Origin of the sequence: Enterococcus sp. DIV0691 (assembly GCF_051711145.1) — a bacterium.
In the GTDB taxonomy this organism is placed as follows: domain Bacteria; phylum Bacillota; class Bacilli; order Lactobacillales; family Enterococcaceae; genus Enterococcus_B; species Enterococcus_B hirae.
The window spans coordinates 936,055-952,500 of sequence record NZ_JBIOLY010000001.1; the positions used below are offsets into that span (position 1 = coordinate 936,055).

Consider the following 16,446-nt stretch of genomic DNA (forward strand, 5'->3'; position numbering starts at 1 on the left):
TTACAAATGCGTTGTCGTTTATCCTATATTCATAGTAGATAAATGAATGCATTGATTAATTGTCTAACTATACAAAAGGTGGAATGATCATGTTTTTCCCACAATTATATACAAAAACCTCCTATTCGCTGTTGCAAAGCACGATCAGGATCCAAGATTATGTCCAAAAGGCAAAAGCACTAGGTTATACAGTCCTAGGAATAACTGATCAAGATGTACTGTATGGGATACCTGAGTTTTATCAAACATGTATCAAAGAAGGAATAAAGCCAATTGTCGGCATGCTCCTTACTTATACTTATGAGTCCCAAGCTTTTGATTTATTGGTATATGCTAAAGATGGCGTTGGCTACCAGCAATTGATGAAGCTGTCGAGTAAAAAAATGATTCAAGAAAGTCTCGCCTTATCAGAATTTACGGAATCAGATCATTTGATTTTCGTCGTTCCTCCAAAACATTCTGTGGTAGCTGAATTTAATCAAACGGAGACCTTTACTGTCCATTGGCAAGCACTCAAAGAAAAAGTAGGTCGACAAGATTTTTATGTTGGAATCACTGAAAGTTTCTCAGAACTACCAAGTGGTTGGGTAACGTTCCTAGCAGAAAACAATTATTCCTTATGTGCATTACAACCTATTGCCAGCTTAAGACAAGAAGAACTGTTTGCGCTTGAGACGATGAAACATCTTCGAGCTGGGAGCCAACTTTCTATGGAAGCAATCAACCAACAAAAGATAGAAACGAAAACAGGTTTTTTACTTGCTGAAAATGAAATGATCCAACGGTTTAATGAAGCACAGTTGGTTGATGCGCTAGAGGGTGCGCAACGTTTAGTTCAATCGGTTTCCTTTGAATTTCAATTTCATCAAAAGCTGCTGCCTCATTACCCAGTACCAGATCAAAAAAGTGCTGGTCAGTACCTTGATGAATTGTGCCACGCAAAATTAGCAGAGCGAGTCGAAGAAATCACTCCTGAATATCAAGAGCGTCTAGCATATGAGTTGTCGATTATCCATCAAATGGGCTTTGATGATTATTTCTTGATCGTGTGGGACGTCATGGCGTTTGCTCATCGAGAAAAAATCGTGACTGGCGCTGGACGAGGATCAGCGGCTGGTTCATTAGTTGCATATATCTTGGAGATCACCGATGTCGATCCGTTGCAATATGATTTGCTTTTTGAGCGTTTCTTAAACCCAGAACGTTATACGATGCCAGATATCGATTTGGATATCCCTGATAATCGTAGAGAAGAAGTCTTGAATTATGTGAGAGAAAAATATGGACAATACCATATGGCGCAAATTGCAACGTTTGGGACGATGGCGGCTAAGATGGTGTTAAGGGACGTGGCTCGTGTCTTTGGTTTATCACAAAGCGAAGCCAATCGATGGTCAAAGGCGATCCCTAATCAGTTGAAAATTACCTTACCCGAAGCATATCGGACATCGAAACCCTTAGTGGAGTTAGTTCAGTTAAGTGAAAAAAATCAATTACTATTTAAAACAGCTTCGATTTTAGAAGGATTGCCTCGACATGTCTCGACTCACGCAGCGGGTGTTGTGATCAGTGATAAGAATCTATTAGATCTGGTTCCATTACAAAAAGGATCAGATGAAGCATTTTTAACTCAATATACGATGAATGACGTGGAAGCAATCGGACTACTCAAAATGGATTTTTTAGGATTGCGAAATCTTTCGATCATTGATTACGCATTGAAAGCTATTAAAAAAGTAGAAAAGAAAGAAATTCAATTGAAACAAATTCCTTTAAATGATCCTAAGACACTTTTTCTCTTTCAGCAAGGAGACACTACAGGGGTTTTCCAATTTGAATCGGCAGGTATTCGCAATGTTTTACGCCGATTAGGACCAGAAACAATTGAAGATATTGCGGCGGTCAATGCGTTATATCGTCCAGGACCAATGCAAAATATCGATACGTTTATTTCACGCAAAAAAGGAAAAGAAACGATCCATTATCCTGATGATTCCTTAATGCCTATTTTAAAAAACACATATGGTGTCATCGTGTATCAGGAACAGATTATGCAAATCGCTGCAAAGATGGCTGGTTTTTCTTTGGGCCAATCGGATATTTTGCGTCGAGCAATCAGTAAAAAGAAAAAAGAAGTGATTGACAAAGAGCGGGAACACTTTGTCAGTGGGGCAGTAAGTCAGGGCTATTCGAAAGAAAAAGCGGTCGAAGTCTATGACTATATCGAACGTTTTGCCAATTATGGTTTCAATCGCTCGCATGCGTTTGCGTATTCATTTGTTGGGTTTCAAATGGCGTACCTCAAAGCCCACCATCCAGGCGCATTTTTTGTTAGTTTACTAAATTCGGTTCGACACAATACGACCAAATTAAAAGAATACATCGCTGAGGCAAGAAAGAAAAAATTAAAACTAGCAGCACCTTCCATTAATCAGAGCTATTATGGCTTTGAGCTGATTAATCCAGAAGAGATTCGTTTTGGTCTAACTGCGATCAAAGGTGTCCGAAAAGACTTCATTGAGGATATCTTAAAAGATCGAAAAGAAAATGGCGCTTATCAATCAGTGGATCAATTCTTGATTCGTTTAGATAAACGCTGGCTAAAATTAGAGTTGATCCAGTCATTAGTAGCAGTAGGTGTGTTTGATGAATTGGCACCAAACCGAAAACAATTGATGCTCGATTTAGAAGGAAAAATACAAAACATCATTTATAGTGGTGGAAGCTTAGATCTCCTAGGGATCATGGCTTTAAAAGAAGAAGAAGTGGCTGACTATTCTTTAGAAGAAAAGCTGCAATTAGAAGAGGAATATTTAGGCGTTTATCTTTCAGGGCACCCAACAGAAGGCTATGAACGCTTGAAATTAGCTAAAAAAATCCGGTTAATTACTGAAGTTATTCCGAAACAAACAGTCAGTGTATTAGTGATGATTAAAAATATCCGTGAAATCAGAACTAAAAAAGGGGAGTTGATGGCTTTTGTTGAAGGAACAGATATCAGTGGAGAAATCACGATCACTGTATTCCCCAAATCCTATCGACAATTTCGTTCATTGTTTGAGTTGAATAAAGTGATCTTTGTTCAAGGACGAACAGAAACGAGTAAATACAACCAAGAGTTGCAATTGATTGGCGAAAATTTTGCTGATCCTGTAGAATTAGAAGAACAATATCAAGATCAGACTTGCTACTTACGAATCAAAGAAGAATTTGATGATCCGCAAACGATGAAACAATTGCAAACTATTTTTCAGAAACATTCTGGGTACATTCCAGTCGTGATGTATCATGAAAAGAATCAACGGAAAGTAGTGCTGGCAGAAGCTTATTGGGTCGATGGAAGTAAGAGCTTGAAGAGTCAATTAGCTTACTTGCTCCAACCAGAAAATGTTGTTTTCAAATAACTTACGGTAAAATATACTATTTGCTTTCATTTTTTTTCATTTTTTTATCAGTAAATCAAGACAATTGCTAAAAATAATGTTAGAATGTTAGTCGTGGTTAACGCAAAGAAGGTTATTAACCTAAGCATTGCTTAGGATAAAGTATTTTAATGAGGTGAATGATTATTATGAAACGCATTGGAATTTTGACCAGTGGCGGAGACGCACCTGGAATGAATGCTGCTATTCGTGCCGTTGTTCGTAAAGGGATTTATGAAGGGCTCGAAGTATATGGAATCAACTATGGATTTGCTGGATTAGTTGCAGGAGATATTCGTCGTCTAGATGTTGCAGATGTGGGTGATAAAATCCAACGTGGTGGGACATTCTTGTACTCTGCACGTTACCCTGAATTTGCGACTGAAGAAGGTCAATTAAAAGGGATCGAACAATTGAAAAAATTCGGTATCGAAGGTTTAGTTGTTATCGGTGGAGATGGCTCTTACCATGGAGCAATGGCATTGACAAGACGTGGATTTCCAGCTGTTGGTGTTCCAGGAACGATTGACAACGATATTCCAGGAACTGATTTCACAATCGGTTTTGATACAGCAATCAACACAGTTTTAGAATCAATCGACCGTATTCGTGATACAGCAACTTCACACGTTCGTACGTTTGTTATTGAAGTAATGGGACGTAACGCTGGCGATATCGCATTATGGTCAGGTGTTGCCGGTGGCGCAGATGAAATTATCATTCCTGAACATGATTTTGATATGGCATCTGTGGCTAAAAAAATCCAAGAAGGCCGCGATCGTGGTAAAAAACATTGCTTGATCATCTTAGCAGAAGGCGTAATGGGCGGAAATGAATTTGCCGAAAAACTTTCTGAATATGGTGATTACCATACACGTGTATCCATTTTAGGACACGTAGTACGTGGTGGCTCACCTAGCGCACGTGACCGTGTGTTAGCAAGCAAATTTGGTGCTTATGCTGTTGACTTGCTTCGTGCAGGTAAAGGTGGTCTATGTGTGGGTATCCGCGACAATGAAATGGTCGCTGCAGATATCATCGAAACACTAGAAAGCAACAAACACAAACCAGACTTATCACTTTATGACTTAAATAACTCACTTTCATTCTAAGATTGAAAGCCTGTTATTTGAAATTTAAGCTATAGTTAAAAATAGGTATAGCTTGTTATCTTTGTATTTAGGCTTTAACCAGCTTTAAATAAACAAAATTGAATGGGAGAGTTTTGTAAAATGAAAAAAACCAAAATCGTTAGTACATTAGGACCAGCAAGTAATTCAGTAGAAACTATTTCTAAATTGATTGAATCTGGGGCAAATGTCTTCCGCTTTAACTTTTCACATGGTGATCATGAAGAACAATTATCACGTATGACAATGGTCCGTGAAGCAGTTAAAAAAACAGGTAAAGATGTAGGTATCCTTTTAGATACAAAAGGTGCTGAAATTCGTACAACTGTTCAAGGCACAACTGAAGCTGATTTTGGTCGTGCAGGATACATCAAATTTGAAGTAGGAGATAAAACTCGTATCTCAATGGATCCTGAACATGTAGGTTCAAAAGAAAAAATCGCTGTTACTTACCCTGGACTATTTGAAGACGTTCATGTAGGTGGACACATTTTATTCGATGATGGCTTGATCGATATGGAAATCATTGAAAAAGACGAAGCAACTCGTGAATTAGTTGTAGAAGTGAAAAATGCTGGAATGCTAGGATCTCGTAAAGGGGTTAATGCACCAGGCGTTTCAATCAGCTTACCAGGGATTACTCCTAAAGATGCAGATGATATTCGTTTTGGTCTAGATAACGATATCGACTTTATCGCTGCAAGTTTTGTACGTAAAGCGCAAGACGTTTTAGATATTCGTGAAATTTTAGAAGAAAAAGATATGACACACGTTCAAATCTTCCCTAAAATTGAATCACAAGAAGGAATCGACAACATCGACGAAATCATCAAAGTTTCTGATGGTGTAATGATCGCTCGTGGTGACATGGGTGTTGAAATTCCTGCCGAATTAGTTCCAATGGTTCAAAAACGTATTATCAAAAAATGTAATGCAGCTGGTATCCCAGTAATCACAGCAACACAAATGTTGGAATCAATGCAAGAAAACCCACGTCCAACACGTGCAGAAGCTTCTGACGTTGCCAATGCCGTATTTGACGGAACTGATGCAACAATGTTATCAGGAGAATCAGCAAACGGTGACTACCCTGTAGAAGCTGTTGCAACAATGGCTCGTATTGACCAACAAGCTGAAAATGCATTATCAGAATTAGGTACTTTCCAATTAAACGAATTTGATAAAACTGATGTGACTGAAACAATCGGTCTATCTGTAGCACGCGCTGCTAAAAACTTAGGCGTTAAAACAATCGTAGCTGCAACTGAATCTGGTTATACAGCTAAAATGATCTCAAAATACCGTCCAGATGCTGACATCTTGGCTGTTACTTTTGACGAACGTACAAAACGTGGTTTGATGCTTAACTGGGGTGTTTACCCAACAGTTGCTGAAAAACCAACAACAACTGACGAAATGTTTGAATTAGCTGCTCAAAAAGCAGTTGACTTAGGCTTTGCTTCAGAAGGCGATTTGATCTTGATCACTGCTGGTGTACCAGTTGGTGAACGTGGAACAACTAACGTAATGAAAATTCAAATGATTGGTTCAAAATTATTAGAAGCTCAAGGCGTTGGTCAAAAATCAGTCGTTGCAAATGCAGTTGTTGCTTCATCAGCTGAAGAAGCAATCAAAAAAGCAAAAGACGGCATGGTTTTAGTTGTTCCAACAACTGATAAAGAATATATGCCTGCAATTGAAAAAGCAGCAGCAGTTATCGTTGAAGAAGGCGGATTGACTTCACACGCAGCAGTTGTAGGAATTGCACAAGACATTCCTGTAATCGTTGGTGCACAAGATGCAACTTCAACAATCACTGATGGCGAGTTAGTAACTGTAGACTCACGTCGTGGTATTGTATACCGTGGCGAAACAACAGCAATCTAATTGGCTTCGCTGATCATCAAAAAAGGATAAGACCTAGGTCTTATCCTTTTTTTGTTGATTTTTAGAGAAATCATGAGATAACATTCGTTGTGGCAGAATGATCGTCGTAGTGTTTAGTCTACGGATTTAAAACGAAATTTTTCTGATGTTCTTAAAGTGTCAATTAGAGGGGAACGAGCAGACTACCGTACAACCATTATTTATTGTTTATTCAAAAGTGTTAATTATTATTCATTTCTATTAATAGCCATTCAATTAAGATTTGTTCTTCTTTTGAGTTTTCATAAATTGTTGGATGACCTCAACCACATTTTCTTGTAAAGGAGTCGGGATTTGCTGAGTACGCTTAGCGAGTGAAATCAGAAAGTGCGGCTGGAGCTGATCGGAAAGTGGGATCGATACGAGATGATCTTCAGGGTGAATAGCAATTTCAGTTAAAAAACCAATCCCAATATTTTCTCGAATCATGCTTTTCAATATGGCTAAGTCATTGCTTTGGTAAACAACTTTAGGTTCAATATGTGCCTGTTTAGCTAACTTTTTAAAAGCTGCAGGATGAACGTAATGCTCGTTCAATAAAACGAATTGTTCAGCTGTTAGGTCGCTAAAAGAAATCGTTTGTCGGTCAGCGAAAGGATGAGTAGGAGCAACAACAATCATGAAACGCTTGTCTAAAAGTAATTCGATCTCTAATTTTTGATCGATAATTGGTTGGGTGGAGCCTAGGATCGCTAAATCGATTCTTCCTTGGTGGATCATGCCATACAAATCTCTAGAGCCACCATCTGTAATCTCAATTTGGTCCATTAGCTGAGATTTAATAAAATAACTGGATAATTTCGGAAAATATTCATTGCCAATGATTGGTGGCATTCCAAATCGTAATTTCTTTTTCTGTAATTGCGTAATCTCTGCTTTTGCCATCTTGATCTCTTGCAAGATAGATTGTGCATGGATAAATAACTGTTTGCCAGCAGGGGTAATCACTAATTCGTGATGTGAACGATCTCTCGTGATAAGAACTGCGTCAAGTTCTTTTTCCAGGCGCTTAAGTGCATAAGTGATCGTCGGTTGACTAACTTGAAAGTACTTGGCTACCTTGGTAAAATTCTTTTGCTTGACGATTTGAACATAATATTCGATATCTCGTGTGTTCATAACAAGCGTCTGCTCCTTTTTCTTATAAATATTGTTTATTGTAGTTCATCTTGAATACTTGAGCAAATAGAAACCATCAAGTATGTACGCCACAGAACAACTTGTAGAAGAATTTAGCCGGATAAACGATCAAAACTGCTGTTTTTATACCGTTAGTTATCATTCTTGGTTAGTAAAAATCGTTCTTCTGTAGGAATGATCGAATGTTATTCTAAAAATCATCAGTTAATTTTTGGGGTAAACATATAGTTTACGAAACAATAAGGAGAAAAAGTCAAAATTTACAGAGAGTCTTTCACGTAATAGAGAAAAAGTTCAGTTAAAAAAATGGCTTCTCTATTTGTTGCGAGTTGCCATGGAAATTTGTTCGTAAATAAAAATAAGACAACATAACGAATAAATAAAAAAAATGTTTTTTAATGAAGTGTAAGGTGTCAAGAAAATTTCATTGACAAGGACCTTTTTGCCCTGTATAATTGCTTTTGTTGCTTAGGAGTGATGAAAAATGAAATGGTCCTTACTCGAATTGAGAAAATACCAAGAGACACCGTTAACATTTCATGAGACCCTTGATCTTAAAGCGGAACTCATGGAGCGAGACAATTTAATACTAGATGTTGCGCCTGTTGCAGTCCAAGGGTTAGTCTCAGTTGATAAAAAAGGCTATCTGGTTCATTACACTGTGCAGACGACTCTGACTGTTCCATCTACGCGTTCTTTAGAACCGGTTGAATTACCGATGGACTTTACCGTTGACGAATTGTTTATGACAAAAGAACAATATCAACTCAGAGATGACCAATTGTCTGCAGAAGAGATTTTGTTAATCGAAGATGCAAAACTTGACCTGACAGAATCAATTGAAGACAACATTTTATTGGCAATTCCGATGCGCGTATTAACTGAGGAAGAAGAACTCGCAACTGACCTACCGAAAGGAACAGATTGGGAAGTCGTTTCCGAAGAAGAATATGAGCGTAGAAAATCAGAAGATGCCAAGACAAAAGTAGATCCTCGTCTTGCAAAATTATCGGAACTTTTTGATGAACCATCAAATGAAGATGATAAAGCGTAAGATTGGAATATATTGCATCAATTAAGGTGCAAGACTTTACAAGGAGGTGTAGCAAAATGGCAGTACCAGCTAGAAGAACATCAAAAGCTAAAAAAGCAAAACGTCGTACACACTACAAATTGACAATCAAAGGGTTAAACGAATGTGCAAACTGTGGTGAAATGAAAAAAAGCCATCACGTATGTGCAAATTGTGGTTACTACGATGGTAAGGACGTAATGTCTAAAGAAGCTTAATACATTTTAATTAGAAAATGTAAAAACCTCAAGGCTAACCATGGAGCCTTGAGGTTTATTTTTTTGTGATACTTTAAAACTTTCCTAGCTCGTCCATTAATATTGAAACAACGTCATAAAAATATATGCTTCTTTGGTTTGCAATAGCGCCATGTTAAGCTATAATGATAGAGATTAGGGAGAACATCCCATATGTAGGAGGAGTTCATATGTCAAAACAACAAATCGGCGTTGTCGGTATGGCCGTAATGGGTAAAAACTTAGCCCTTAATATTGAAAGTCGTGGGTATTCAGTTGCCCTCTTTAACCGTACTGGATCAAAGACAACTGCTGTGGTGGAAGAACACCCAGACAAAAAATTTAAAGCAACTTATTCAATCGAAGAATTTGTCGATTCGATCGAAAAACCACGTCGAATCCTTCTAATGGTAAAGGCTGGTCCGGCAACGGATGCAACCATCCAAGAATTACTTCCGCATTTAGATAAAGGAGATATTTTAATCGATGGAGGAAATACTTTCTTCAAAGACACGATTCGTCGGAATGAAGAACTAGCTAACTCTGGTATCAACTTTATCGGCACAGGTGTATCAGGTGGGGAAGAAGGAGCCTTAAAAGGACCTTCAATCATGCCTGGAGGGCAAAAAGAAGCCTATGAATTGGTTGCACCAATCTTAGAGCAAATCTCTGCTAAAGCAGAAGACGGGGCCCCTTGTGTGACTTACATCGGTCCTAATGGTGCTGGTCATTATGTCAAAATGGTTCATAACGGCATCGAATATGGCGATATGCAATTGATTGCAGAATCTTATGACTTGATGAAAAACATTTTAGGCTTATCAGTTGAAGAGATGGCTGACATCTTTAAAGAATGGAATCAAGGTGAGTTAGATAGTTACTTGATTGAGATCACTGCAGATATTCTAACAAGAAAAGATGATGAAGGAACTGGTAAACCAATCGTTGACGTCATCATGGACGCTGCTGGTAACAAAGGAACAGGAAAATGGACGAGCCAAAGTGCGTTAGACCTAGGTGTTCCTTTACCATTGATCACAGAATCAGTTTTTGCCCGCTACATTTCAGCGTACAAAGACGAACGTGTCCGAGCAAGCAAAGTGCTAACCCGCACGAATGAGTTTTCATTTACTGGAGATAAAAAAGAGTTAATCGAAAAAATCCGTGAAGCATTGTACTTCAGCAAAATTATGAGTTATGCACAAGGTTTTGCTCAATTACGTGTTGCTTCTAAAGAATATGGTTGGGATCTGCCATTTGGTGAAATTGCTAAGATCTGGCGCGCTGGGTGTATCATTCGTGCTCGTTTCTTACAAAAAATCACTGATGCGTATGACAAGGATTCTGATATCGAAAATCTTTTATTAGATGATTATTTTGTCGACATCACCAATAAATACCAACAAGCAGTAAGAGATGTAGTCGCACTAGCTGTCCAAGCAGGCGTTCCAGTACCAACTTTTTCTTCTGCGATTGCTTATTTCGATTCTTATAGAGCAGAACGCTTACCGGCAAATATTATCCAAGCGCAACGTGATTATTTTGGTGCGCACACCTATGAACGGGTAGATAAAGAAGGAATCTTCCATTATTCATGGTATCATGAAGAGTAATCTTTTCGCTTCTTGAAGATGAAGAAAAATAAAAGATGACATGAGAGCTGGAGTCAACTGAAAAGAGAAGACTTCAGCTCTTTTTAAAAATTGTTATCCATGATAAAATGGTTATAGATTTTTAAGTAGATTATCGGTATAATAATAGAGTTTTGAAAAGCCCGTAGAATAGAAAGGAAAAAAATTGATGAGTAATATTCTAATCATTGAAGATGAGAAAAACTTAGCTCGTTTTGTCGAGTTAGAATTAAAGCATGAAGGCTACAATGCAGAAGTACATTACAATGGCCGTACAGGATTAGATGCAGCGTTAAACAATGAATGGGATGCTATTTTATTAGACTTGATGTTACCAGAATTAAATGGACTAGAAGTATGCCGTCGTGTCCGTCAAGTAAAAAATACACCAATCATTATGATGACTGCTAGAGACTCAGTAATCGATCGTGTCTCAGGATTAGATCATGGTGCAGATGACTATATCGTTAAACCTTTTGCGATTGAAGAATTATTAGCTCGTTTACGTGCCTTATTACGTCGTATCGACATTGAAGGAGACAAAAATGTAGCGAAACAAACAACGATCACCTATCGTGACCTAACGATCGAAAAAGAAAATCGTGTCGTACGACGTGGCAGTGAAGTCATTGAGTTAACAAAACGTGAATATGAATTGTTACTTACTTTGATGGAAAATGTAAATGTTGTATTAGCCCGTGATGTTTTACTAAACAAAGTATGGGGATACGAAACAGAAGTCGAAACGAATGTTGTGGATGTCTATATTCGTTATCTTCGTAATAAAATTGATGTTCCAGGAGAAGAAAGTTATATCCAAACTGTCCGTGGAACAGGCTATGTGATGCGCTCGTGATAAAACCGAAAAATTCTGAAAAAAGAGAACTTAAAGGTCCCTCCTTGACAATCAAGTGGGCCTTTGCAAGTTCTTTCTTTATATTCGTTGTTTTTACCATTTTTGCGGTCATTACGTATAAGTCTTCAATCAATCTAATCGTGGCAAAAGAGCGAAACAATGACGAACGAACGATCTCAGAAGTCGCTTCACGATTAGCCAATGCAAATGAAGAGCTGACATTAGTCAACACCTACCGCAACTTAACAAATGCAGAAAATAATACGAGCATCAGTGACACATCAATCATTGAAGGGAATTTGATGAAAATCGATTCGTTCATTTCCGAATTAGGACAATCTTCAATGGATCTATATGTCTATAACTTAGATGAAAAATTAATTTTTAAAACGCATGAAAAAGATCGTTCATTGATCCAAACAACTAGAAAAGTGCCAACGATCGTCACGTTAGATGGCAAAACTGGTTTTCTTTCTGTCCAGCCGATCTATTCTAAAGAAACGAGAGAAAAGATTGGTTATGCTCAAAGTTTTTATGAACTTTCATCTTTTTATGATATTCGGAACAAGTTATTATTGACACTCATCGTATTAGAAGTTGTTTCCTTGATTTTAAGTAGTATACTCGGGTTTTTCTTATCCTCTTATTTCTTAAAACCATTAAAGGTCTTACGAGACACGATGGATACGATTCGTAAAGACCCACAATCAGATATTCATATGCCGGAAATCGATACGAATGATGAACTAGCTGATCTTGCTGAAATCTTCAATGAGATGCTTGATCGCATGCGTCTTTATATTGAACAGCAAGAACAATTTGTGGAAGACGTTTCTCATGAATTAAGAACTCCAGTAGCAATCATTGAGGGACACTTGAGTTTATTGAATCGTTGGGGGAAAGATGATCCTGAAATCTTAGAAGAATCACTAGCTGCAAGCATGCAGGAAATTAGCCGAATGAAGAGTTTGGTTCAGGAAATGCTTGATCTTTCCAGAGCAGAACAAGTGGATATGCATTATGCGAATGAAACGACATTAGCGAAAGAAGTCACTTACCAGGTTTACAATAACTTCAAAATACTATATCCAGATTATGTCATTACTTTAGATGACGATTTAGCAAAAGAAGTGACTCTGCAAATTTATCGTAACCACTTTGAACAGCTAATCATTATTATTTTGGATAATGCAGTGAAGTATTCAACCAATCGAAAAGAAGTGCATATTTCGATTTCTTCTACATTGAGCGAATTTGAAATTGCGATTCAAGACTTTGGAGAAGGCATACCACAAGAAGACCTTAATAAGATTTTCAATCGCTTTTATCGTGTCGACAAAGCCAGAGCACGAACAAAAGGTGGTAATGGGTTAGGCTTATCCATCGCTAAGCAATTGGTTGAAAATTATAAAGGGAGAATCAATGCAGAAAGTGTCGTTGGGCAGGGTACCATTTTTAGGATCTTTATTCCGATTGTAAAAGAAGAAAACAAGTAAAGGGGAGTAACTTTACTTGTTTTTTTTTATTCAAAAACAAAAGAAAACAAACAGTATAGGGAAGTGCTCGAATTTATAAAAAACGTAAATACGCGGAACCGAACTTTTGTATCTGAATTGGTGTTAAACGCGCTGAAAAAACTATAAAAAAACGTCAAAATACTAATTATCGAGAGGAATATTCGCTTTTAAAAATTATAGTGAAAAATATGTTTTTTTCTATTGCATTTTTCGACAGTCCTTGATATATTATTATTTGTTCTGATAAAGCGTGATGAATTTCACTTTAAAATTTGTTGAAAAAACATATTGACGATGAAAAATCACCATGTTATAATAACGAAGTCGCTTGATTAAGAAGTGACGAAAAGATTGAAATATCAATGAAAAAAGTTATTGACAAATAACAATTTAAATGATATGATAATCAAGTCGTTAAGAACACGGCAAACAACTCAGTCAAAAAACTTGAAAAAAGTTGTTGACAAAACCTTAAGAAAATGTTAAGATATAAGAGTTGTTGAAAGAAAAAATGTAGACCTTTGAAAACTGAACAAAGCAAAGACAAACCAAATGTGTAGGGCGTCTTGATTGATTCAAGACAACAAACATTTTTAACAAGCAAGCAATATGCTAGCAAACAATTGAGCTTAACAATCGTAAGATTGTTCGAACTTTTTATGAGAGTTTGATCCTGGCTCAGGACGAACGCTGGCGGCGTGCCTAATACATGCAAGTCGAACGCTTCTTTTTCCACCGGAGCTTGCTCCACCGGAAAAAGAGGAGTGGCGAACGGGTGAGTAACACGTGGGTAACCTGCCCATCAGAAGGGGATAACACTTGGAAACAGGTGCTAATACCGTATAACAATCGAAACCGCATGGTTTTGATTTGAAAGGCGCTTTCGGGTGTCGCTGATGGATGGACCCGCGGTGCATTAGCTAGTTGGTGAGGTAACGGCTCACCAAGGCGACGATGCATAGCCGACCTGAGAGGGTGATCGGCCACATTGGGACTGAGACACGGCCCAAACTCCTACGGGAGGCAGCAGTAGGGAATCTTCGGCAATGGACGAAAGTCTGACCGAGCAACGCCGCGTGAGTGAAGAAGGTTTTCGGATCGTAAAACTCTGTTGTTAGAGAAGAACAAGGATGAGAGTAACTGTTCATCCCTTGACGGTATCTAACCAGAAAGCCACGGCTAACTACGTGCCAGCAGCCGCGGTAATACGTAGGTGGCAAGCGTTGTCCGGATTTATTGGGCGTAAAGCGAGCGCAGGCGGTTTCTTAAGTCTGATGTGAAAGCCCCCGGCTCAACCGGGGAGGGTCATTGGAAACTGGGAGACTTGAGTGCAGAAGAGGAGAGTGGAATTCCATGTGTAGCGGTGAAATGCGTAGATATATGGAGGAACACCAGTGGCGAAGGCGGCTCTCTGGTCTGTAACTGACGCTGAGGCTCGAAAGCGTGGGGAGCAAACAGGATTAGATACCCTGGTAGTCCACGCCGTAAACGATGAGTGCTAAGTGTTGGAGGGTTTCCGCCCTTCAGTGCTGCAGCTAACGCATTAAGCACTCCGCCTGGGGAGTACGACCGCAAGGTTGAAACTCAAAGGAATTGACGGGGGCCCGCACAAGCGGTGGAGCATGTGGTTTAATTCGAAGCAACGCGAAGAACCTTACCAGGTCTTGACATCCTTTGACCACTCTAGAGATAGAGCTTCCCCTTCGGGGGCAAAGTGACAGGTGGTGCATGGTTGTCGTCAGCTCGTGTCGTGAGATGTTGGGTTAAGTCCCGCAACGAGCGCAACCCTTATTGTTAGTTGCCATCATTTAGTTGGGCACTCTAGCAAGACTGCCGGTGACAAACCGGAGGAAGGTGGGGATGACGTCAAATCATCATGCCCCTTATGACCTGGGCTACACACGTGCTACAATGGGAAGTACAACGAGTCGCAAAGTCGCGAGGCTAAGCTAATCTCTTAAAGCTTCTCTCAGTTCGGATTGTAGGCTGCAACTCGCCTACATGAAGCCGGAATCGCTAGTAATCGCGGATCAGCACGCCGCGGTGAATACGTTCCCGGGCCTTGTACACACCGCCCGTCACACCACGAGAGTTTGTAACACCCGAAGTCGGTGAGGTAACCTTTTGGAGCCAGCCGCCTAAGGTGGGATAGATGATTGGGGTGAAGTCGTAACAAGGTAGCCGTATCGGAAGGTGCGGCTGGATCACCTCCTTTCTAAGGAATATTACGGAGACTACACTGTTTGTTTTATACTTTGTTCAGTTTTGAGAGGTCTACTCTCAAAAATAAATCGGGGCCTTAGCTCAGCTGGGAGAGCGCCTGCTTTGCACGCAGGAGGTCAGCGGTTCGATCCCGCTAGGCTCCATTAACAACATTAGTTGTTAAAACATTTTGTTCATTGAAAACTGGATATTTGAAGTAAATTAGTAATACAAACCGAGAACACCGCGTTGAATGAGTTTTTTAATAAGTTCAATTGCTTATTTTCTTGATCGGACTTCTATCGCTAGAAGAAAGATCAAAACCCAACCGCAAGGTTGATAAGGTTAAGTGAATAAGGGCGCACGGTGGATGCCTTGGCACTAGGAGCCGATGAAGGACGGGACTAACACCGATATGCTTTGGGGAGCTGTACGTAAGCTATGATCCAGAGATTTCCGAATGGGGGAACCCAGCATCTTTTATAGGATGTTACGTTTGCGTGAATACATAGCGCATTCGAGGTAGACGCAGAGAACTGAAACATCTAAGTACCTGCAGGAAGAGAAAGAAAATTCGATTCCCTGAGTAGCGGCGAGCGAAACGGGAAAAGCCCAAACCAATGAGCTTGCTCATTGGGGTTGTAGGACTCCAATATGGTAGTTCTTTCAGATAGTCGAATGACTTGGAAAAGTCAGTCAAAGAGGGTAAAAACCCCGTAGATGAAATTTGGAAGGCACCTAGGAGGATCCTGAGTACGGCGGAACACGAGGAATTCCGTCGGAATCCGGGAGGACCATCTCCCAAGGCTAAATACTCCCTAGTGACCGATAGTGAACCAGTACCGTGAGGGAAAGGTGAAAAGCACCCCGGAAGGGGAGTGAAATAGAACCTGAAACCGTGTGCCTACAACAAGTCAAAGCCCGTTAATGGGTGATGGCGTGCCTTTTGTAGAATGAACCGGCGAGTTACGATTGCATGCGAGGTTAAGTTGAAGAGACGGAGCCGCAGCGAAAGCGAGTCTGAATAGGGCGTTTGAGTATGTAGTCGTAGACCCGAAACCATGTGATCTACCCATGTCCAGGTTGAAGGTGCGGTAAAACGCACTGGAGGACCGAACCCACGTACGTTGAAAAGTGCGGGGATGAGGTGTGGGTAGCGGAGAAATTCCAAACGAACTTGGAGATAGCTGGTTCTCTCCGAAATAGCTTTAGGGCTAGCCTCGGAATTGAGAATGATGGAGGTAGAGCACTGTTTGGACTAGGGGCCCATCTCGGGTTACCGAATTCAGATAAACTCCGAATGCCATTCATTCA

The 16,446-nt window shown here is 39.6% G+C and carries 9 protein-coding genes, 1 tRNA gene and 2 rRNA genes (1 of these 12 only partly in view); 11 read left to right on the forward strand and 1 reads right to left on the reverse strand.

Annotation, left to right across the window (positions count from 1 at the left end; translation table 11 throughout):
- Positions 1-89 precede the first annotated feature (89 nt).
- The 3 genes from dnaE to pyk all read left to right on the forward strand — a co-directional run bounded on the left by dnaE (position 90) and on the right by pyk (position 6,439).
- Complete coding sequence (gene dnaE / locus IGJ11_RS04245; protein ID WP_207433211.1) at positions 90-3,404, forward strand: DNA polymerase III subunit alpha; 3,315 nt, start codon at positions 90-92, stop codon at positions 3,402-3,404.
- Positions 3,405-3,571: 167 nt separating this feature from the next.
- Positions 3,572-4,534, forward strand: coding sequence for a 6-phosphofructokinase (pfkA, locus tag IGJ11_RS04250; RefSeq protein WP_010719641.1), 963 nt, complete (start codon positions 3,572-3,574; stop codon positions 4,532-4,534).
- A gap of 120 nt (positions 4,535-4,654) precedes the next feature.
- Positions 4,655-6,439, forward strand: a complete 1,785-nt coding sequence (gene pyk, locus IGJ11_RS04255; RefSeq protein ID WP_010719640.1) for a pyruvate kinase — start codon at positions 4,655-4,657, stop codon at positions 6,437-6,439.
- Positions 6,440-6,694: 255 nt separating this feature from the next.
- On the opposite strand, the gene IGJ11_RS04260 is transcribed toward pyk, so the two are convergent.
- A complete protein-coding gene (locus IGJ11_RS04260; protein WP_053765615.1) occupies positions 6,695-7,597 on the reverse strand; it encodes a LysR family transcriptional regulator in 903 nt (300 codons plus the stop codon).
- 505 nt (positions 7,598-8,102) lie between these two features.
- On the opposite strand from IGJ11_RS04260, the gene IGJ11_RS04265 reads away from it, so the two are divergent.
- The 8 genes from IGJ11_RS04265 to IGJ11_RS04300 all read left to right on the forward strand — a co-directional run.
- Positions 8,103-8,672 carry a YceD family protein gene (locus IGJ11_RS04265; protein WP_010738116.1) on the forward strand — a complete coding sequence of 190 codons (570 nt, stop codon included), beginning with the start codon at positions 8,103-8,105 and terminating at the stop codon, positions 8,670-8,672.
- Positions 8,673-8,728: 56 nt separating this feature from the next.
- Positions 8,729-8,908 carry a 50S ribosomal protein L32 gene (gene rpmF / locus IGJ11_RS04270; RefSeq protein ID WP_010719637.1) on the forward strand — a complete coding sequence of 60 codons (180 nt, stop codon included), beginning with the start codon at positions 8,729-8,731 and terminating at the stop codon, positions 8,906-8,908.
- A gap of 209 nt (positions 8,909-9,117) precedes the next feature.
- Positions 9,118-10,539 (forward strand): NADP-dependent phosphogluconate dehydrogenase, encoded by a 1,422-nt coding sequence (gene gndA, locus IGJ11_RS04275; protein ID WP_010738115.1) that lies wholly within the window; start codon positions 9,118-9,120, stop codon positions 10,537-10,539.
- A 187-nt stretch (positions 10,540-10,726) separates the two neighbouring features.
- Positions 10,727-11,413, forward strand: a complete 687-nt coding sequence (locus tag IGJ11_RS04280) for a response regulator transcription factor (RefSeq protein ID WP_005875038.1) — start codon at positions 10,727-10,729, stop codon at positions 11,411-11,413.
- Complete coding sequence (locus IGJ11_RS04285; RefSeq protein WP_010719635.1) at positions 11,410-12,909, forward strand: HAMP domain-containing sensor histidine kinase; 1,500 nt, start codon at positions 11,410-11,412, stop codon at positions 12,907-12,909. Before IGJ11_RS04280 ends, IGJ11_RS04285 begins: the two co-directional genes overlap by 4 nt.
- Positions 12,910-13,585: 676 nt before the next feature.
- Positions 13,586-15,145: ribosomal RNA gene (locus IGJ11_RS04290) — 16S ribosomal RNA — on the forward strand.
- Positions 15,146-15,223: 78 nt separating this feature from the next.
- Positions 15,224-15,296: transfer RNA gene (locus tag IGJ11_RS04295), tRNA-Ala, on the forward strand.
- A gap of 179 nt (positions 15,297-15,475) precedes the next feature.
- A 23S ribosomal RNA gene (locus IGJ11_RS04300) occupies positions 15,476-16,446 on the forward strand (it continues 1,943 nt past the right edge of the window).
- Together the 16S and 23S rRNA genes with 1 tRNA gene alongside form the textbook arrangement of a ribosomal RNA operon.

Bases quoted from the DNA above. Each gene is read 5' to 3' on its own strand.
- dnaE (WP_207433211.1), top strand. From the start codon at position 90: ATGTTTTTCCCACAATTATATACAAAAACCTCCTATTCGCTGTTGCAA.
- pfkA (WP_010719641.1), top strand. From the start codon at position 3,572: ATGAAACGCATTGGAATTTTGACCAGTGGCGGAGACGCACCTGGAATG.
- pyk (WP_010719640.1), top strand. From the start codon at position 4,655: ATGAAAAAAACCAAAATCGTTAGTACATTAGGACCAGCAAGTAATTCA.
- IGJ11_RS04260 (WP_053765615.1), bottom strand. From the start codon at position 7,597: ATGAACACACGAGATATCGAATATTATGTTCAAATCGTCAAGCAAAAG.
- IGJ11_RS04265 (WP_010738116.1), top strand. From the start codon at position 8,103: ATGAAATGGTCCTTACTCGAATTGAGAAAATACCAAGAGACACCGTTA.
- rpmF (WP_010719637.1), top strand. From the start codon at position 8,729: ATGGCAGTACCAGCTAGAAGAACATCAAAAGCTAAAAAAGCAAAACGT.
- gndA (WP_010738115.1), top strand. From the start codon at position 9,118: ATGTCAAAACAACAAATCGGCGTTGTCGGTATGGCCGTAATGGGTAAA.
- IGJ11_RS04280 (WP_005875038.1), top strand. From the start codon at position 10,727: ATGAGTAATATTCTAATCATTGAAGATGAGAAAAACTTAGCTCGTTTT.